Raw genomic sequence first — 16933 nt, 5'->3', positions numbered from 1 at the left:
GCTAACATGGCAAAGCACATTCAATTTAGCACCACTGGCGGGCCAGAAGTGCTGCAATACCTTGACCTTACGCCAGTGGATCCCGCGGCACATGAAGTTCAAGTCGAAAACAAAGCTATCGGTATCAACTACATCGATACTTACATCCGCAGCGGCCTATATCCACCACCTCATTTCCCAAGCGGGCTTGGGACTGAAGCCGCGGGCATTGTCACCAAAGTCGGCTCATCGGTGAATACAATAAAGGTCGGTGACCGAGTGGTTTATGCCCAATCAGCACTTGGCGCATACAGCGAAGTTCATAATGTCGCCGCAGAAAAAATTGCGTTGCTCCCTGAGGCCATCTCCTTCGAACAAGCAGCAGCTTCATTCCTTAAGGGATTGACCGTCCAATATTTATTACGTCAAACCCATGAAATCAAGCCTGGCGAAGTGTTTTTATTCCATGCGGCAGCAGGCGGCGTTGGGCTGATTGCCTGTCAGTGGGCAAAAGCGCTTGGCGCGAAGCTAATTGGCACTGTTGGCTCTGATGAAAAAGCCGAATTGGCAAAAGCTAATGGGGCTTGGGCTACCATTAACTATCGCACGGAAAATATCGCTGAACGCGTCGCTGAACTGACCCATGGCGAAAAGGTGGGTGTAGTGTATGACTCGGTTGGGAAAAGCACATGGCAAGACTCACTCAATAGCCTAAAACGCCGGGGATTAATGGTCAGTTTCGGTAATGCTTCAGGTCCGGTTACTGGGGTTGATCTTGCAATTCTGAACCAAAAAGGCGCGTTGTATGTGACCCGTCCCTCGCTGAATGCTTATGTCACTAATCGACAAGAGCTGGAAAGTGCCAGCCATGAGCTGTTTTCATTAATAGCCAGTGGTGCGATTAAGGTCGATGTCGCAAAAGCCCAGCAATTCCCTCTGCGAGATGCGCGCCGCGCCCATGAAATATTAGAAAGCCGCCAGACAACTGGCTCCAGTTTGCTGATCCCATAAACCACCGCCTCAGCAATATTGATAAAAAACAAAAGGCTCCGATAAGGAGCCTTTTGTTTTAACGCTTTCTTTGATGCACATGTAGGGGTATAGCAGAGTATTCTGTCAGAGGCATATTCACTTAGATGACATTGCCGTTTATACGGCTATTTTCACCTCTGGCAGGGATGAAAATGTGATACCAAATCGTATCGGCTAGCATCCTAGCAAGCTGATTCGGGAAAAAATACGTTTTCTCGACAATTGTCCTGACTAAACTTTCAGCCTGTGATCACTCCCGCAAGAAAACAAAATAATCAGTAACGTCTTACAACTGGTTTTTGCATTGAACGCCATATCCAGACAATGACCACCGCCAATATCAACCATGGCAATAACTTAATCATCATCACAAATAACCCACCTAGCATCATAAAAGCAGCGGCAACCATTAAAGCGGCGAATATGCCCAACAGAGAAACACCGGTCACCATCAGCATAATAAAAAAGCCGATCACAAAGAGAATTTCGAACATGGCTGGCTCCTTAATCATTGTTTGTTCCCATGCATAAAATCTATCCCCACCATACTTCAAGCTGCATGTGTGTTGGCGTCTCTCAATAATCCGCATCGCTTACCACGGTATGCTCATCGGGATTATCTCGCAGGCCGCCTTCCTGCAACTGAATTATGTTGGATACAAACAGAGGGTTTATTAGGAGTATTACAAGAAACGTGCCAACCTGAAAATAAGATTAACATATTGAATTTAAAGGGTATAAATAAAACACAACCTGCCAGAAAACTGGCAGGCGTGGTCAAATTGACTAACTTATAGTGGGATTTCCTACAACGAATTATGCTGTGGGCGGGTCACTAGAGCTAGCGCCTTTTCTACCACGGAAACATCAGCTCCGGGCTTATGCGCATTTTCACTCAAATAACGGCGCCACTGGCGCGCACCGGGGATCCCTTGGAAAATACCAAGGATATGCCGAGTGATATGGCCCAAATAAGCGCCACGCGACAGCTCCTGTTCAATATAAGGATAAAGCGCTTCTATAGCTTTAACACTGTCGACCACTGGTGCATTTGGATCAAACAGTTCGCGGTCCACTTGCGTTAAAATACTGGGGTTTTGATAGGCTTCACGCCCCATCATCACACCATCGAGATGCTTAAGATGGTCTTTAGCCTCAGCCAAGGTTTTGACACCGCCATTAATAGCGATAGTCAGTGCCGGAAAATCACGTTTAAGCTGATAAACCCGCTCATAATCCAGAGGAGGAACTTCGCGATTTTCTTTTGGGCTTAATCCTGAAAGCCAGGCTTTACGGGCATGGATCGTGAAAATATCACATTCACCACGTTCTGCGACAGTCTGCACGAATTCACACAAGAACTCGTAGCTATCTAATTCGTCAATCCCAATACGGGTTTTCACCGTGACAGGAATAGAAACCACATCACGCATGGCTTTAATACAATCAGCAACCAGATCTGACTCAGCCATTAGACAAGCGCCAAAACGCCCATTTTGTACCCGATCAGAAGGGCAGCCGACATTCAGATTAATTTCATTGTATCCACGAAGCTCCGCCAATTTAGCGCAATGTGCTAGCGCTTGTGGATCACTGCCCCCAAGCTGTAACGCGACGGGATGATCTTGCTCGCTATAAGCCAAATAGTCTGCTTTGCCATGGATAATCGCACCTGTAGTAACCATTTCGGTATAGAGCAACGTCTGCTTAGTTAACAAACGATGGAAATAGCGGCAATGGCGGTCTGTCCAATCGAGCATCGGCGCGACGGAAAAACGTTGTAGGGGGTATTTGGGCATATCTACCTGAGTGCTGGAAAAAGTCTGAGCTTCGTGCATTTACTGTGATTTCATCGGTTATTACTGCATCAATTACCCATTTTCCTTGCGCATTAAATACGCAAGACAAAGGGATGGAATGCGTGATTATACCATAGAACCTGACGATGACCGCGTGGGGGATAGCTGTGCTATAAAAAGGGATATTTTACTGTACGTTACCAAAATTGTGATACTCCACGGCTTCGCACTTTTTCATCTATCGGCGATTAACCGTAAATATGATAAAATCTGTTCCATTCAAACGCTGCGGGATGAAACCATGAACTCAACCAACCAGGAAAAGCTGCTTGCTCAGGCTGAGAGCCTGTGCCAACAACGTAACGTCCGGCTGACACCGCAACGTCTTGAAGTCTTACGCCTCATGGCGCAACAGCCCGGCGCAATCAGCGCTTATGATTTATTAGACTTGCTCCGTGTTTCCGAGCCGCAAGCTAAACCGCCAACGGTCTACCGCGCATTAGATTTTTTGCTCGAACAAGGGTTTATTCACCGAGTAGAGTCAGCTAACAGCTATGTGTTGTGCCATCATTTTGAAGAGCCAACTCATACCTCCGCACTCTTTATCTGTGATCGCTGCAAGATTGTGACTGAACGCCCGACTGTAGGTATTGAAGAAGCACTGGCACAGTTAGCAAAACAGTCTGGTTTTACATTGCGCCATAGCGTGGTGGAAGCCCATGGCTTATGCACTAAATGCGGGGAAGTTGAAGCATGTGAAAGCCACGATCATTGTGATCATGACCATTCTATTGTGATGAAAAAAAAATAAATATCTGGCGATAAGGGTCAGCCCGTTATCAATATAGTAATAATACAGTAATAGGTTGAATTAGAATATGCGTTAAAGAACACTGCCATGATAATAAATAGAAGCTACCACAGGACACTTCCTTGTGTCTTATCGATATTAGATTAGGACTAAATAGAATATTTTCATTATTAATATCACTATGTAATAACGTATATTCTATGAAATGAGAGACCCAATATAATTTATATCGACATCAATTAAATTCCTTTTTAAGGCTGTTACCAGCGGTATTTGCTGTGGTCTTCCCAAGCTTTCACTTCTTTCTCGGCTTGCTCTTTCTGATAGCCGTATTTCTCTTGGATCTTACCTACTAGTTGGTCGCGCTTACCTTCAATAACGGTTAGGTCATCGTCAGTCAGTTTGCCCCATTTCTCTTTAATTTTTCCTTTGAACTGCTTCCAGTTACCGTCAGCTTGATCTTTATTCATAATAACTCCGCTATCTTGGAATAAGTTAATTAGGTACGATAAACATTCTTTATAAAACCAATCTTTGCTTAAATTAGTCACTCACAGTCTTAATTTAAATTAAGCATGATTGTTTTATTTACCGTATAAATAACTATAGCAGAGGATATTAATAACTGAAGGAAAACCAATGTTACTGGTCGTAATGAGGACCATAATTGAATAACGAAACCATATTATATTCAGTTAAAACAGCAGGTAATCACGTATTATCGGATTGTTCTCAATATAAAGTGAATTAATAGAACAGAAGGTTATATGAACAATATACCCTCTAAGTAAAGAGGGTATACATCAACAACTAGAATCAGATCCAGTCGCCATTGCGGATGACACCAACGGCCAGTCCTTCAATAGTGAAACTTTGTTCACGCAAATCGACAATAATCGGCTGGAACTCGCTATTTTCAGGAAGAAGCTGCACGATATTACCTTGTTTTTTCAAGCGTTTTACTGTGACTTCATCGTCAATTCGCGCGACAACCACTTGTCCGTTACGCACATCTTGTGTTTTATGCACCGCCAGTAGGTCACCATCCAGAATACCGATATCTCTCATCGACATCCCATTAACCCGCAGTAGGAAATCTGCGCTTGGCTTAAACATGGAAGGATCGACTTTGTAGTGCCCTTCAATATGTTGCTGTGCCAGCAAGGGTTCACCTGCTGCAACTCGGCCAATCAACGGTAGGCCATCTTCTTCTTCCATCAGTAAACGAATACCGCGGGAAGCGCCAGAAACAATCTCAATAACACCCTTGCGGGCCAATGCTTTTAAATGCTCTTCAGCGGCGTTAGGAGAGCGGAATCCCAGACGCTGCGCAATTTCGGCACGGGTCGGCGGCATGCCAGTTTGCGATAGGTGATCGCGCACCAGGTCATAAACCTCTTGCTGTCTGGTCGTAAGTGCTTTCATTTCGCCCCCTGTTTGTTTATACAGTCTTGCTGTGAGTATATACAGGTAAGCCTGTATTGGGAACCAAAGAGTGAATAAAAACAGGGATTAATCACAGCTTATTTTTATTGTGTTGCTCACCGTGCCCAAAGCCACGATATTTCAGCCACGCAACTAGCCCACATGCTGCCAGAGCACCGTTATCCAGATAAAAAGCGCCAGCAGGATAGCGAGAAACACAGCGGCAGACCCCATATCTTTGGCACGGCCTGAAAGTTCATGGAATTCACTGCCGATGCGATCAACTACTGCTTCAATGGCACTATTAATGACTTCAATAATGATCACTAACGCGACACTGCCAATCAATAAAATGCGCGCTAAAGCATCTACATCTAGCCAGAAGGCCAGTATGATAGCGACGATGGCAGCTACTGATTCTTGGCGAAATGCGGCTTCGTTTTTCCAGGCAGCACTGAGGCCTTTCATCGAATAACCGGCCGCTTTATAGATTCGGGTAAGCCCTGTTGATTGATTCGCCATGTTTTATTGCCTTTATCTTAAGTTAATGATGATCTTTGCCGCTTTCTGTTGTCTTATCACCACAGATCTCAAAACCAGTTTCTGGTATCCTTGCGACGAATTGCTAACAAGAGGCTTCATGTAGTTATGTCAGGTTGGCGTAAAATATATTATAAGTTACTGAATTTACCACTTAAACTGTTGGTAAAAAGCAAGGTTATTCCGGCAGATCCTGTGACTGAGTTAGGGTTAGACCCTTCTCGTCCTATTCTGTACGTTTTGCCTTACAATTCTAAGGCTGATTTGCTGACTTTGCGAGCGCAGTGTCAGGCGCAGGATCTGCCCGACCCATTGATTCCATTGGAAATCGATGGCGTGCAACTGCCAAGTCATGTGTTTATCGATAATGGCCCTCGAGTCTTTCGTTATTACGCACCTAAGCAAGAGTCGGTCAAGCTGTTCCACGATTATCTAGATCTGCACCGCAATAATCCGGAGCTGGACATTCAAATGTTGCCGGTTTCCGTGATGTTTGGTCGTTCGCCAGGGCGTGAAGGCCATGGTACGCCGCATCTGCGTGTGCTGAATGGTGTGCAGAAATTCTTTGCCGTATTGTGGCTGGGCCGCGATAGCTTTGTGCGTTTCTCGACCACAGTTTCATTGCGCCGGATGGCCAGTGAGCATGGCACCGATAAGACGATAGCCCATAAGCTGGCGCGCGTGGCGCGGATGCACTTCTCCCGCCAACGTCTGGCCGCTGTCGGCCCGAGCTTGCCAGATCGCCAAGACCTCTTCAAAAAGCTGTTGGCTTCTAAGGCGATTGAAAAAGCCGTGGCAGATGAAGCACGTACCAAGAAAATCTCCCATGAGAAAGCGCAGCAAAATGCGATTACGCTGATGGAAGAGATCGCCGCAGACTTCTCTTATGAAGCCGTGCGTCTGTCTGACAGGGTATTGAGCTGGACGTGGAACCGTTTGTATCAGGGTATTAACGTCCATAATGCAGAGCGCGTACGCCAGTTAGCGCAAGATGGTCATGAGATAGTCTATGTGCCTTGCCATCGTAGCCATATGGATTACCTGCTGCTCTCTTACGTGCTTTATCATCAAGGGCTTGTACCGCCACATATTGCTGCCGGTATTAACCTTAACTTCTGGCCTGCCGGCCCGATTTTCCGCCGTTTGGGTGCATTCTTTATCCGTCGTACCTTCAAAGGCAACAAACTCTACTCAACTGTGTTCCGCGAATATCTGGGCGAATTATTCACCCGCGGCTATTCCGTAGAGTATTTTGTTGAAGGTGGGCGCTCACGAACCGGCCGCCTGCTAGAACCGAAAACCGGCACGCTGTCGATGACGATTCAAGCCATGTTACGTGGCGGTTCGCGGCCCATCACGCTGGTGCCAATTTATATTGGCTACGAGCATGTGATGGAAGTGGGTACTTACGCCAAAGAGCTGCGAGGAGCCACCAAAGAGAAAGAAAACCTGTTGCAGATGTTGCGTGGCCTGCGCAAGTTGCGCAATCTGGGTCAGGGCTATGTCAACTTTGGTGAGCCAATCCCGCTGACCACTTATCTAAACACCAATGTACCGCAATGGCGGGATGCGATTGACCCCATTGAAGCACAGCGCCCGAGCTGGCTGACTCCGGCAGTAAATGATTTGGCTGGCAAGATTATGGTCAGAATTAACAATGCTGCGGCAGCAAATGCCATGAACCTGTGTTCGACCGCATTGTTGGCTTCACGTCAGCGTTCACTAACCCGTGAGCAACTGTTGGAGCAACTTGAGTGCTACCTGCAACTGATGCGCAATGCGCCTTATGCGAAAGATGTCACGGTACCGGATAAAACACCGGAAGAGCTACTTAATCACGCCTTGAATATGAATAAGTTTGAGGTGGAGAAAGACAATATTGGTGACATTATCATCTTGCCACGGGAACAAGCCGTGCTGATGACTTACTATCGCAATAATATCCAGCACTTGCTGATGTTACCGTCACTGATCGCCAGTATGGTGATGTACCACCGCCGCATTACCCGCGCGGAATTATTGCGCCAAATCAGTATGATTTATCCGATGTTGAAAGCTGAACTATTCCTGCATTACAGCAAGGAGCAGTTGCCACAAACCTTGGATACATTGATAGATGAACTGGCTCGCCAGCAGCTGATTTGCGATAAAGGGGATGAATTGGTGCTGAACCCAGCCCGTATTCGCCCTCTGCAATTACTGGCCGCTGGTGTGCGTGAAACCTTGCAACGCTACGCAATCACACTGTCATTACTCAGTGCTAACCCAAGTATCAACCGTGGTGCATTGGAAAAAGAAAGCCGGATTATGGCGCAGCGTTTGTCTGTATTGCATGGGATTAACGCACCTGAATTCTTCGATAAAGCCGTGTTCTCGACACTGGTCGGCACCTTGCGAGAGGAAGGCTACATCAGCGACAGCGGTGATGCCATTCAGGAACATACGCTGGAAGTTTACAATATGCTGAGTGCGTTGATGACGCCGGAAGTGAAGCTGACAATCGAAAGCGTCAGTATGCCGGCGGAAACCAACAATCAGTTACCCGCCCCTGAGGCCGAGGATGAATCGGAAGATTAATCCTGTAAGAGAAAAATGAAGAACAGAATGGCCGGATTTATCATCTGGCCATTTTTTATATGTAACTCACCAAAATGCCGAGAAACAGCACCAGCCCCACATAATTATTATTCAGGAAAGCACGGAAGCAAGGATCGCGTTCACGCTGGGCAATCATCTTCTGTTGATGAACAAACAGCGCTCCTGCCAGCAAAACTGACCAATAAAATGCGCCCCCCAAATTCATCAACCAGCCAATAGTGACCATTAAAATCAACGTGGCCAATTGCAGCAACCCGATGATTAATTTATCGCGCTGACCAAATAAAATGGCTGTGGATTTAACACCAATTTTCAGGTCATCATCACGATCCACCATGGCATATTGCGTGTCATAAGCGACCGTCCAGCAAATATTAGCGAGCAAAAGTAGCCAGCATACCAACGGCAAACTCTCACTCACGGCGGCAAAACCCATAGGGATTGACCAACCAAATGCGGCCCCCAGTACTACCTGCGGCAAGTGAGTGACCCGTTTCATAAAGGGATATACCCAAGCCAAAGCCAGTGCAGCCAGCGATAGCCAGATGGTCATGCTATTGAGTGTTAATACCAAACCAAATGACATCAGCACCAATACGACAAACAGGATTTTACTTTCTTTCTCGCTGATAAGCCCGCTTGGCAAGGGCCGAGATGCCGTGCGTTTCACAAAGCCATCAATATGTCTGTCAGCATAATCATTGACGACACAACCGGCAGCGCGCATAAAAAAGACACCCAAGACAAAGACAATCAGTATGTGGATATCGGGAATACCGTTCCCTGCCAACCACAATGCCCATAGCGTCGGCCACAACAGTAATAGTGAACCAATGGGTTTATCAATGCGCATCAAACGGCAATAGGCCAACCATTTGCTCTGAACTGTACTTCCCTTCAATTTATCAATCTCCAAAATCTCACCACCACATCAAACCGCCGAAACCTAATGTCCCCGCGCGCTTTCCCATTTCGGGTGTGCTGGCTACGTTCCTCAAGCATAAAGTGGCGAGGCAGGTAAAAATACCTCTGTTAATAACAATGGCTTACCAGATAAGCGGAGCAAAGAACGGCGCGCCCAAAGGGTATCTTGCCGCCCTACTTGAATATAATCCCGAGTCAAATTGTCGCCACCAAATAGATAACGACCCAGGGGTAAGGTCCCTAAATCCACCAGCGCCCTATCCGGGCCAGACAATGTTTCCTCAGGGATGACGGTACGGCCAAGCAGCCATGGTTCATTATCACCACACAGGACAATTTCTCGCAGCCAATAACGTTCACTAGCCGGCAGATGTTCGGCATCTTCTCCCAACTCATTACGCGTGATAAAGCATTCTCGCTGCGGTTCGACATGAACCCGCTGACAATGTTGCTCAAAACGCCGCGTCATCGACCCCAACTCCATCAGCCAGTCAGCGATATCAGCAGGAAGAGCTGGGTGCTCAATGGCACACCATTGGATAGGTTTCAAAATTGATGCATCGCCGGTCAACATACGGCTCGCTCCCTGCCGAGGAGAAAATTTCCATCCTCGCAATTAGTGTTTGATAGTCAGTAAATAGGCCGTCATTGTAGCGCAGAATGGGTAGTGAGCGACATCAGGTTACTTTTTTTATTACGTCCCACAACATTCCGCCATAGCTTAATTTTTTTTATATTCTTCAATATGCTCAAGTATGTTGTTAACCCTCATATTAACGCCCCAGAATTGCCTGTCACTATTGAGTTCTCTTGCTGAGTAATATCCATCATAGGCATTATCGAAATCGATAGGGTAAAAGGTGTTGGTTTTTTCATCATACAAGACATTATTAAAATTCAGGTCTTCATGGATGATATTGTAATACCCTAAATCGTCCATCATGCTCAGAAATCGCTCCTTCGCATTAGGTAGGAAAGTAGGACTATCAATCTCTATCAGCACTTTCCCCGGCACTCTGTACATTCGGATATGATATTGATTTTTATTAATAATCAACTCAGCAGAACCTTCCCCATAGTATCGATTGAAAAACTCAACCTCTTTCATATGAACCTCAGTGATAAGCACCCTGCTTTGTGTTTTTAATTTCTTTATGACAAAGTCTGGGTTATTCGCATCAAGGTAGACATCCCCGGATCCTCCGCTGCCAATCTTTTTACCTAATTTAACTTCAGGGTTAAATTCGGGGCGTAAAGCTCGTGATTGGAATGGCCCGCCTCCCAGCAACTTGCCCGGTTTAATAAATTGAGGGCCTTGCTTTAGGACCAGCCCCACGTCTTGACCGGTTGACAAGTCCACTTCCCAATATGCTCCGCTCCCTCCCTGTCTGACCCAAGCCTCACGCACGCCCTCCAAGACAGTGTGGTCTTTGAGTTCAACTCGTTGCACGCTAATCTGTGTTCCATGTCCGTTTTCTATTGACTGCCATGCCAGTTCACCCGTTTCTTCAGGTACATTAACGCCCACCCTAGGCTCTTTTATCACGTTGGTTTGATGCGCAATGGCTTCTTCCATTTCAGCCGACAGTGTGGGCGATAGAAGAGAGTCAGCACCCCGAGGGAGATTTTCCACCATCGTTACCCCACGCTCCATTCCTCTAAGCAAATTAACCTCCATCACCATGGCTGTCATACCTGCCGCCATATTCTCCTTTTCATTACGGTAGCGCGGCCCCTCAACTCTGGCGATAGTACACATTGGGTTAGGCAGTGGTAGCTTACACACCCAGTGACTCTCCAATTTTGTCCAAGCATGCCCCCAGAAACGTGTATTCTCTGATTCTGGCTGATAGGCCTGCGCAAAGTCGTCTATTTTATGTTGTAGCACCGTGCCCTGTGGCCGCTGACCATTATCAATCAGCGCCTCAATCGCCTTCGCTCGGATTGCTGGATGAGCTTTGATTTGTGCGTAATACGCCGTTTTTTTTGCATCTAACGTATCAAAAACATTAATCGGCCTGCCATTGTTGCCGAGCATCGACATATTGGCCACAAAGCGATTACTGGCATTCCGACGTCGTTTAAATTCGCCCAAAGGTGAGTCGAATTCTTTCTGTGGCAAGCCAAACTGAGGATCCTGACGGTAGGTATATTGTCTGGGAATATCGATGTTCCTGACGCCTTTTTCTTTCAAAATGGCTTTTATCGCCTGATTTTCATTAAATACCGCCGGGGGATGGCGATAAGCCAAGCGCGTATCAAGATAATCGAGTTGCCGCACTATTTTTTCGCGTTCGGTTTTATAAAGTCGGTGCTGGGCGAGCGGGTAGAGTGAAGGCTGATGGCGCTCTATACTTTGCCTCACCGCGTTGAGGTCCAACACAAACCGCTCTTCTTCCACATCAATGGCTGCATCGCCCGTAATATATCCAGCTAATTGTTTTAGTCGATTAATGGTACTTTGTGCGGCCTCAGGGAGACTAGGTACATCCATTGACTCGGCAATACGGCTGAAAGCGCTGGCCATTTGTTTGATAGTCAGCGCTTCGGCCCCATTAGATTGACTGAAATGGGACAAGAAGATCACCGTCGGGCTGTACCCCACACCCCCTGTTTGTTGTAATTTTTTTTCTTCTTCGAACAATAAGTTATAGAGCTGCTCAGTATCTTTGCCATCCAATTCATCGAGGGCCTTGCCCTGTAACCGGTAATATAGGTTGAATGTCGCTTTGAGTGAAAATGCCAAGCTACCGACCGGATACTGGAGATCAAGAAATTGCGTGAAATCCTGCTGACTACAAACATCAAACCCAACCACACTGCATCCGGCTAGAATCATCTCCGCGAGTTGTTCGGTGAGATAACTCCCTTGGGCATTTTTAGGTGCAAATCCATTGGCCAGATAAGCCTCATCCGATTGCACTACCGCAGGAATAGCTGTCATTCCCTCATGGAGCACCCTTAATGCTTTCATCGCACGGAAAACCGGCTGTTCCGGGTCATCCAGCTGCGCTATCCCCCAATGAGATAATTCTGTCGCGGAAATATCCGCTATGTCGCCGTAGCGATGCCTATAATGGGAATAGTTATAAAGTATTGCTGCCTGAACTCGGATGACGCCATGTTCAGGACGATAAATGGCGGCAGATAATTCGGCTAATGTCGCGGGCTTCGCTTGATGTAACCACCAAGCCAGCTTCAACGCTGCGAAAGGGGTCAGTTTTTCTTCTGTTGATAGCATCAGCCCTTTTTGAGATAACGCAAAAAGCACATCCCGCGCCAGACTGATAATTCGGGCTTTTTCATAGCCTTGAGCGGGGGTTAATTCAGGCCTTAGGTGTAATAGTCCATCAAGCCCCTGCACATGCTCGATACCTTCTACATCATAAAGTTGCAGGTAAAGATCCACAATTCGGCCCACGCGCGCATCACTGATATCAGGAAATTGCTGTACCCACCGTCTTTGATCCCATGTTCTGGCACTGTCGATTAACTGCATGGCCTGACGAAACACCGGTTCTGAAGCCGAACGGACATTGGGCAACTCTTCAGCCAGCTTATCCAGCAGCCAATGATCCTTTGCCGTCACCTTTATGGGGAGCCGCTGATTTTTTCGGATATTAATCTGTGGACTGGAGATAGAGGGGGGGGTTAAGGGACGATGTGAATAGTCTTCTTCAGCAAACAGTGCCGATCCTGGCAGCATCGCCATCCATAAACAAAGTTGGGGCTTTTTCAACATCAATCAAATCCTTTAATTGATTAGCTGAACAATAAAGAGCTTGTAGACACGGCTCTTCGGCATCTCGTCCAAGATACCGCTGCCAGTTGTATTCCCCGTCTCGTAGAGTCTTATTTATCTTTTACATCCCTCGCCAAGAAAAAAGGTGCGCCGAGGCGCACCAATCATCCAGCCATATTCGGCAGTGCCGGGATTTACCCCTTGCCTTTTACACTACCAATAAAGGTTTTTCGGGCTGAAGTTGAGCCCAAATGTTCCGCTTCGTTCAACAATTTCAGCGCCTTATCGACATCACCGGATTTCACCGCATCTTTAATCGCTTGGTTGAAGTAGTTTTCCGTCTCACTCAGCATTGGCTCAGTCGCTTTTGCTGGTGCAGGTGCCGCTACCGCAGCAGGTTGCGCGGCGCTACCCACAACAACAGGTGCCGGTTGCGGTGTTGACTGAATTAAGCCAATCATCACGTTGCCCATGCCCTGCTCGGCAGTGACTTTAATTTTCAAGTTACCCGTCGGGGTATGTTTCGCTATTGGGTCCGGGATATTTGGCACAGCATTACCTACGCCCATGGCATAAGCCTTGGCCGGGTCCAACAGTGTGGTGGTTTTTGCCAAATCTTCACGTGTGGTATAAACCAGCAGATAAATTTGTTTTTGGCCCAATGCTGGGGTCAATTTCATCACCCCTTGCAGCCGATCATTGACCATGATGCCCGCTTTTTCATAAGTGAAATAGCTAGAGGGGTAATAAGCGGCCGGGCGCATTTGTTCGTCTAGCACCAATACGCTAGGAGCAAACAGTTCGTTATCAGTCACTAAACTACTGAGCGTGATTTCCATTGAGCCACGGTCAGCAGGCAGGGCAAAGGCAGCAACTGCGCCTTCAATATTCCCTTGAGAGATTTGTGGGCTGGCTGCAGTCAGTTTAACGTCCTGCGTCGCCGGTGGGACTAATGGCTGCCACGGCAACTGCTGTAATGTGGCGGTGTTGATAGTGGGTGCGATAGACACATTCGCCGGAGAAACCGTTGATGCAGCAAGGGCGGTCAGAGGAGTAGTTACCCCCAGAGCCAATGCCAGACAGAGTGTCAGCAGATTCTTTTTCATTGTTATACCCTCATACATTGAGCGTCAGCGCTAACTGTGCACAGGCAAGGTCGGCATAGTTAACCAATTCGTCTTGTTAGTCAGCAGAATGCGGACCGCAGCCCGCACACCGATAAAACCGTTATTGAGCAAACATGACAGCCGCCCATGGGCGGCTGAAGAGTGCTGTTACCACCAAGCTTCGAATTGCGCACCGAAAGTCACTTCATTGCTCTTACCACGGCTATCTGTTCCGATGGTGCCGTTCTGTGCCATACCGATGTCAGAGCCGTCTTTCACATAGCCCCACTTCTCATCCCAGTTAGCATAAGTTGCGAAGACACGAATTGCCGGACGAGACCAAATGCTATCGCCTGCCTGCCATTGTTGTGCCAATGTCAGTTTGTACTGACCATTACGGTCACCAGTACGTTGTGATTTAACATTGTCGTAGCCCGCTTCTACCAAAGTACTCATGATATTGGTCCATTTGTACATCGGACGGACGCCCACACTGTACCAAGTGGTGCCGTTGTTGTTGTCCCAGTCAGTATCCTGATACAAACCGACGTACATCAGATCCCACTTCTCAGCCAGGTTGATAGCACCGTGGTCAATAACACGCAGCATGTGACCATTGTTATCTACTTTGGTCCCTTGTGAATGGCCGCTGTTATAAGAGGTCATAGAGTCGGTGGCATACTGAACAACAAATTTGTTGAAGCCACCCATCATGCTTTGAGTATGTTCAGCCGTCAGCATCACACCATCTTTAGAAGCATTTGGCGCTAACGCGTAATCGTCCTCAGGGTTGGCGCGACCATAGTCCACACCAAACTCCAGTGTACCGCCTGGGTTCGTTTCCAAACCGGCTAAACGGATATCGTACACATCGTTGACAGTGTGATCGGCATCTTTGCGTTGATTGTCAATCCAAGCACTTGAACCGCCCGCTTCAGAGTTACGCGTTGCGGCAAGAGATAATTTACCAAAGCCCAAATCGATCATTTCGACACCCGCACCTGGGCCAGAAATGTCCCAGTAGTAGAAGTCGATCATATGAACGTCATGACGTTGGTAGAAACGTTTACCTGCCCACATGGTGGAACCTGGCAGCCATTCAACCAAATTTTTACCCTGCACGTTCGCTTCACGGAAAGCCGGTGACGTGGATTCCCAGTCATCACGTTGTGAAACGGAATACGCTACGTTGGTATCTAAGTAGAAGCTCTTATCGCCTTCTTTCCACAGCTCTTGGCCTAACTTAATTTCCGCATAAGTTTCACACTCATTACCCAGACGGTATTTACTTTGAGCACCGGTTGTTTTGAAACATTGTTGCTCGCCACCACTTCCTGTCCAGCCGATACCAGAACGTGCATACCCGTGGAAATCGACAGCCATAGCTTGAGTGGAAAGGACACCAGCGGCAACAGCCAGTGCTATCGGTAACTTGCGCAGAGTAGTCATCAGTAATCTCCTGTTATATTTGCCTATCGGCATGCGTGCTTTACATTTTCCGAAACTCGGCGTCGCGGTAACTAAACGCCCAGCTCTTGGTACAGCCGCTTACACGCCGTGCCATCTTCACGGAACAGATGGCAGCGATATGGCGGCAGACCGATGGCGAATGTTGCACCTTCTTCTACCAGCACCACGTCGTTCTGGCGGTAAACCAGGTTTTGACGTATTGCCGGGATTTGGATGTGAATTTGAGTCTCATTACCCAGTTGCTCTACCACCTGAATCTCGCCTTCCAGCGTGACTTCAGAGGCACTGCTTGGCAGCAGATGTTCCGGGCGAATACCCAAAGACAGATTTGCACCAACCTGAACCCGAGTCCCTTCCACCGGTAACCACACTAACTGGCGATTTGGCAGCTCTATCTGTACTTGGCTCGGTTCAACGGCGGTCACTTTAACCGGTAAAAAATTCATTTTTGGCGAGCCGATAAAGCCCGCGACAAAGCGGTTTGCGGGGTAGTGATACAGTTCCAGTGGCTTGCCGACTTGCGCCACATTGCCTGCATCCAACACCACAATTTTGTCGGCCAAGGTCATGGCTTCGACCTGATCGTGGGTGACGTAAATCATGGTGCGTTCCAGACGCTTATGGAGCCGCGATATCTCGATACGCATCTGTACGCGCAGTGCCGCATCTAGGTTAGAAAGCGGTTCATCGAGCAAAAACACATCTGGCTCTGCGACCAAGGTACGGCCAATCGCAACACGCTGACGTTGACCACCAGATAACGCCTTTGGTCGCCGTTCTAACAGGTGAGCCAGTTGCAGTACTTCAGCTACCTGATTCACCCGTTGGTTAATTTCCGCTTTCTTCACACCGGCCAACTTCAGACCGAAGGACATGTTCTCTGCCACGGAAAGGTGGGGATACAGTGCATATGACTGAAACACCATGCCGATCCCGCGTTCAGACGGCGGCACTTCATTCATCCGCTTACCGCCAATCAACAACTCACCTGAGGTAATATCCTCAAGGCCGGCAATCATCCGCAGTAGCGTTGACTTTCCACACCCAGATGGGCCGACAAACACCACAAATTCACCATCATCGATTTCCAAATTGATATCTTTGGAAATCACAGCCTCACCAAAGGCTTTATAAACGCCCTTCAGCGTTACATTAGCCATGTGTTACTCCTTTGCTTACGCAAACAACTTTTCATATGAACCTGACTGAAGAAAAATGGCGGAAGCAAATTCCGGCATGACCCATCGATTACTCCCAGTCCCCTGATGACTCTCTTGCTGCGCGTCGTACCGCCATGCATTCGCAAGGTTGCCCCGGACGACGTCGCGGCCTGAGTATAGGGCTGCGCGTTGGTTAACGCTTCAACGCCTTAATCTGGCTGGGTAATAATTAACCGAACAACACCCTTTTATTGCTAATGCTGCTTCAATGCTGCTGATGCTGTTTCAGTGGTGCTTTTCAATGACGGTGATAGTGCGGGAGTGACACTATTAGGTAATCATCCGTA

The 16933-nt window shown here is 47.6% G+C and carries 14 protein-coding genes and 1 pseudogene; 3 read left to right on the top strand and 12 right to left on the bottom strand.

All coding sequences use genetic code 11. From position 1 onward, the window contains the following. Positions 1–6 precede the first annotated feature (6 nt). Positions 7–990 (top strand): quinone oxidoreductase, encoded by a 984-nt coding sequence (locus ACIOG0_RS01540; protein ID WP_050101700.1) that lies wholly within the window; start codon positions 7–9, stop codon positions 988–990. A gap of 296 nt (positions 991–1286) precedes the next feature. Here ACIOG0_RS01540 and pspG read toward each other — a convergent pair whose 3' ends face one another. Then, entirely contained in the window at positions 1287–1505 is a 219-nt protein-coding gene (gene pspG / locus ACIOG0_RS01535) for an envelope stress response protein PspG (RefSeq protein ID WP_050101701.1), read from the bottom strand. Positions 1506–1817: 312 nt separating this feature from the next. Continuing rightward, positions 1818–2849 carry a tRNA dihydrouridine(20/20a) synthase DusA gene (gene dusA / locus ACIOG0_RS01530; RefSeq protein ID WP_145581878.1) on the bottom strand — a complete coding sequence of 344 codons (1032 nt, stop codon included), beginning with the start codon at positions 2847–2849 and terminating at the stop codon, positions 1818–1820. Positions 2850–3111: 262 nt separating this feature from the next. Here dusA and zur point away from each other — a divergent pair, with 262 nt between their 5' ends. After that, the gene (gene zur, locus ACIOG0_RS01525) at positions 3112–3621 is read left to right on the top strand and encodes a zinc uptake transcriptional repressor Zur (protein WP_050101724.1); all 510 of its coding nucleotides are present in this window, start codon (positions 3112–3114) and stop codon (positions 3619–3621) included. A gap of 260 nt (positions 3622–3881) precedes the next feature. Here zur and ACIOG0_RS01520 read toward each other — a convergent pair whose 3' ends face one another. From ACIOG0_RS01520 to ACIOG0_RS01510, 3 genes are all read right to left on the bottom strand, one after another. After that, on the bottom strand, positions 3882–4091 hold the full coding sequence (locus ACIOG0_RS01520; RefSeq protein ID WP_004715824.1) for a CsbD family protein: 210 nt from the start codon (positions 4089–4091) through the stop codon (positions 3882–3884). A 346-nt stretch (positions 4092–4437) separates the two neighbouring features. Next, the gene (gene lexA, locus ACIOG0_RS01515) at positions 4438–5046 is read right to left on the bottom strand and encodes a transcriptional repressor LexA (protein ID WP_025376726.1); all 609 of its coding nucleotides are present in this window, start codon (positions 5044–5046) and stop codon (positions 4438–4440) included. Positions 5047–5199: 153 nt separating this feature from the next. Continuing rightward, complete coding sequence (locus ACIOG0_RS01510; RefSeq protein WP_129198746.1) at positions 5200–5568, bottom strand: diacylglycerol kinase; 369 nt, start codon at positions 5566–5568, stop codon at positions 5200–5202. Positions 5569–5694: 126 nt separating this feature from the next. Between ACIOG0_RS01510 and plsB the strand changes: the two genes are divergently transcribed. Next, positions 5695–8163: a glycerol-3-phosphate 1-O-acyltransferase PlsB gene (gene plsB / locus ACIOG0_RS01505; protein ID WP_050101704.1), complete on the top strand. Its 2469-nt coding sequence runs from the start codon at positions 5695–5697 to the stop codon at positions 8161–8163. Between the two features lie 55 nt (positions 8164–8218). Here plsB and ubiA read toward each other — a convergent pair whose 3' ends face one another. From ubiA to ACIOG0_RS01470, 7 genes and pseudogenes are all read right to left on the bottom strand, one after another. Then, the gene (gene ubiA / locus ACIOG0_RS01500; protein WP_050101725.1) at positions 8219–9085 is read right to left on the bottom strand and encodes a 4-hydroxybenzoate octaprenyltransferase; all 867 of its coding nucleotides are present in this window, start codon (positions 9083–9085) and stop codon (positions 8219–8221) included. 93 nt (positions 9086–9178) lie between these two features. Next, the gene (gene ubiC / locus ACIOG0_RS01495) at positions 9179–9682 is read right to left on the bottom strand and encodes a chorismate lyase (RefSeq protein WP_128451121.1); all 504 of its coding nucleotides are present in this window, start codon (positions 9680–9682) and stop codon (positions 9179–9181) included. Positions 9683–9829: 147 nt separating this feature from the next. After that, positions 9830–12850: a hypothetical protein gene (locus tag ACIOG0_RS01490; RefSeq protein WP_128451120.1), complete on the bottom strand. Its 3021-nt coding sequence runs from the start codon at positions 12848–12850 to the stop codon at positions 9830–9832. 194 nt (positions 12851–13044) lie between these two features. After that, on the bottom strand, positions 13045–13956 hold the full coding sequence (gene malM / locus ACIOG0_RS01485) for a maltose operon protein MalM (protein ID WP_050101707.1): 912 nt from the start codon (positions 13954–13956) through the stop codon (positions 13045–13047). A 168-nt stretch (positions 13957–14124) separates the two neighbouring features. Next, positions 14125–15405: a maltoporin gene (locus tag ACIOG0_RS01480; RefSeq protein ID WP_050101708.1), complete on the bottom strand. Its 1281-nt coding sequence runs from the start codon at positions 15403–15405 to the stop codon at positions 14125–14127. 71 nt (positions 15406–15476) lie between these two features. Continuing rightward, on the bottom strand, positions 15477–16586 hold the full coding sequence (malK, locus tag ACIOG0_RS01475) for a maltose/maltodextrin ABC transporter ATP-binding protein MalK (protein WP_050101709.1): 1110 nt from the start codon (positions 16584–16586) through the stop codon (positions 15477–15479). A 15-nt stretch (positions 16587–16601) separates the two neighbouring features. Beyond that, positions 16602–16816 (bottom strand): annotated as a pseudogene (locus tag ACIOG0_RS01470) (hypothetical protein). Positions 16817–16933 lie beyond the last annotated feature (117 nt).

The organism is Yersinia vastinensis, from assembly GCF_044905075.1.
GTDB classification, from domain to species: domain Bacteria; phylum Pseudomonadota; class Gammaproteobacteria; order Enterobacterales; family Enterobacteriaceae; genus Yersinia; species Yersinia vastinensis.
This window is presented reverse-complemented; position numbering and strand designations above follow the sequence as displayed.

Excerpts from the sequence above, each read along its gene's own strand:
- ACIOG0_RS01490 (WP_128451120.1), bottom strand. The coding sequence starts at position 12,850 with ATGTTGAAAAAGCCCCAACTTTGTTTATGGATGGCGATGCTGCCAGGA.
- plsB (WP_050101704.1), top strand. The coding sequence starts at position 5,695 with ATGTCAGGTTGGCGTAAAATATATTATAAGTTACTGAATTTACCACTT.
- dusA (WP_145581878.1), bottom strand. The coding sequence starts at position 2,849 with ATGCACGAAGCTCAGACTTTTTCCAGCACTCAGGTAGATATGCCCAAA.
- ACIOG0_RS01510 (WP_129198746.1), bottom strand. The coding sequence starts at position 5,568 with ATGGCGAATCAATCAACAGGGCTTACCCGAATCTATAAAGCGGCCGGT.
- ACIOG0_RS01520 (WP_004715824.1), bottom strand. The coding sequence starts at position 4,091 with ATGAATAAAGATCAAGCTGACGGTAACTGGAAGCAGTTCAAAGGAAAA.
- pspG (WP_050101701.1), bottom strand. The coding sequence starts at position 1,505 with ATGTTCGAAATTCTCTTTGTGATCGGCTTTTTTATTATGCTGATGGTG.
- ACIOG0_RS01480 (WP_050101708.1), bottom strand. The coding sequence starts at position 15,405 with ATGACTACTCTGCGCAAGTTACCGATAGCACTGGCTGTTGCCGCTGGT.
- malM (WP_050101707.1), bottom strand. The coding sequence starts at position 13,956 with ATGAAAAAGAATCTGCTGACACTCTGTCTGGCATTGGCTCTGGGGGTA.
- lexA (WP_025376726.1), bottom strand. The coding sequence starts at position 5,046 with ATGAAAGCACTTACGACCAGACAGCAAGAGGTTTATGACCTGGTGCGC.
- zur (WP_050101724.1), top strand. The coding sequence starts at position 3,112 with ATGAACTCAACCAACCAGGAAAAGCTGCTTGCTCAGGCTGAGAGCCTG.
- ACIOG0_RS01540 (WP_050101700.1), top strand. The coding sequence starts at position 7 with ATGGCAAAGCACATTCAATTTAGCACCACTGGCGGGCCAGAAGTGCTG.
- ubiC (WP_128451121.1), bottom strand. The coding sequence starts at position 9,682 with ATGTTGACCGGCGATGCATCAATTTTGAAACCTATCCAATGGTGTGCC.
- malK (WP_050101709.1), bottom strand. The coding sequence starts at position 16,586 with ATGGCTAATGTAACGCTGAAGGGCGTTTATAAAGCCTTTGGTGAGGCT.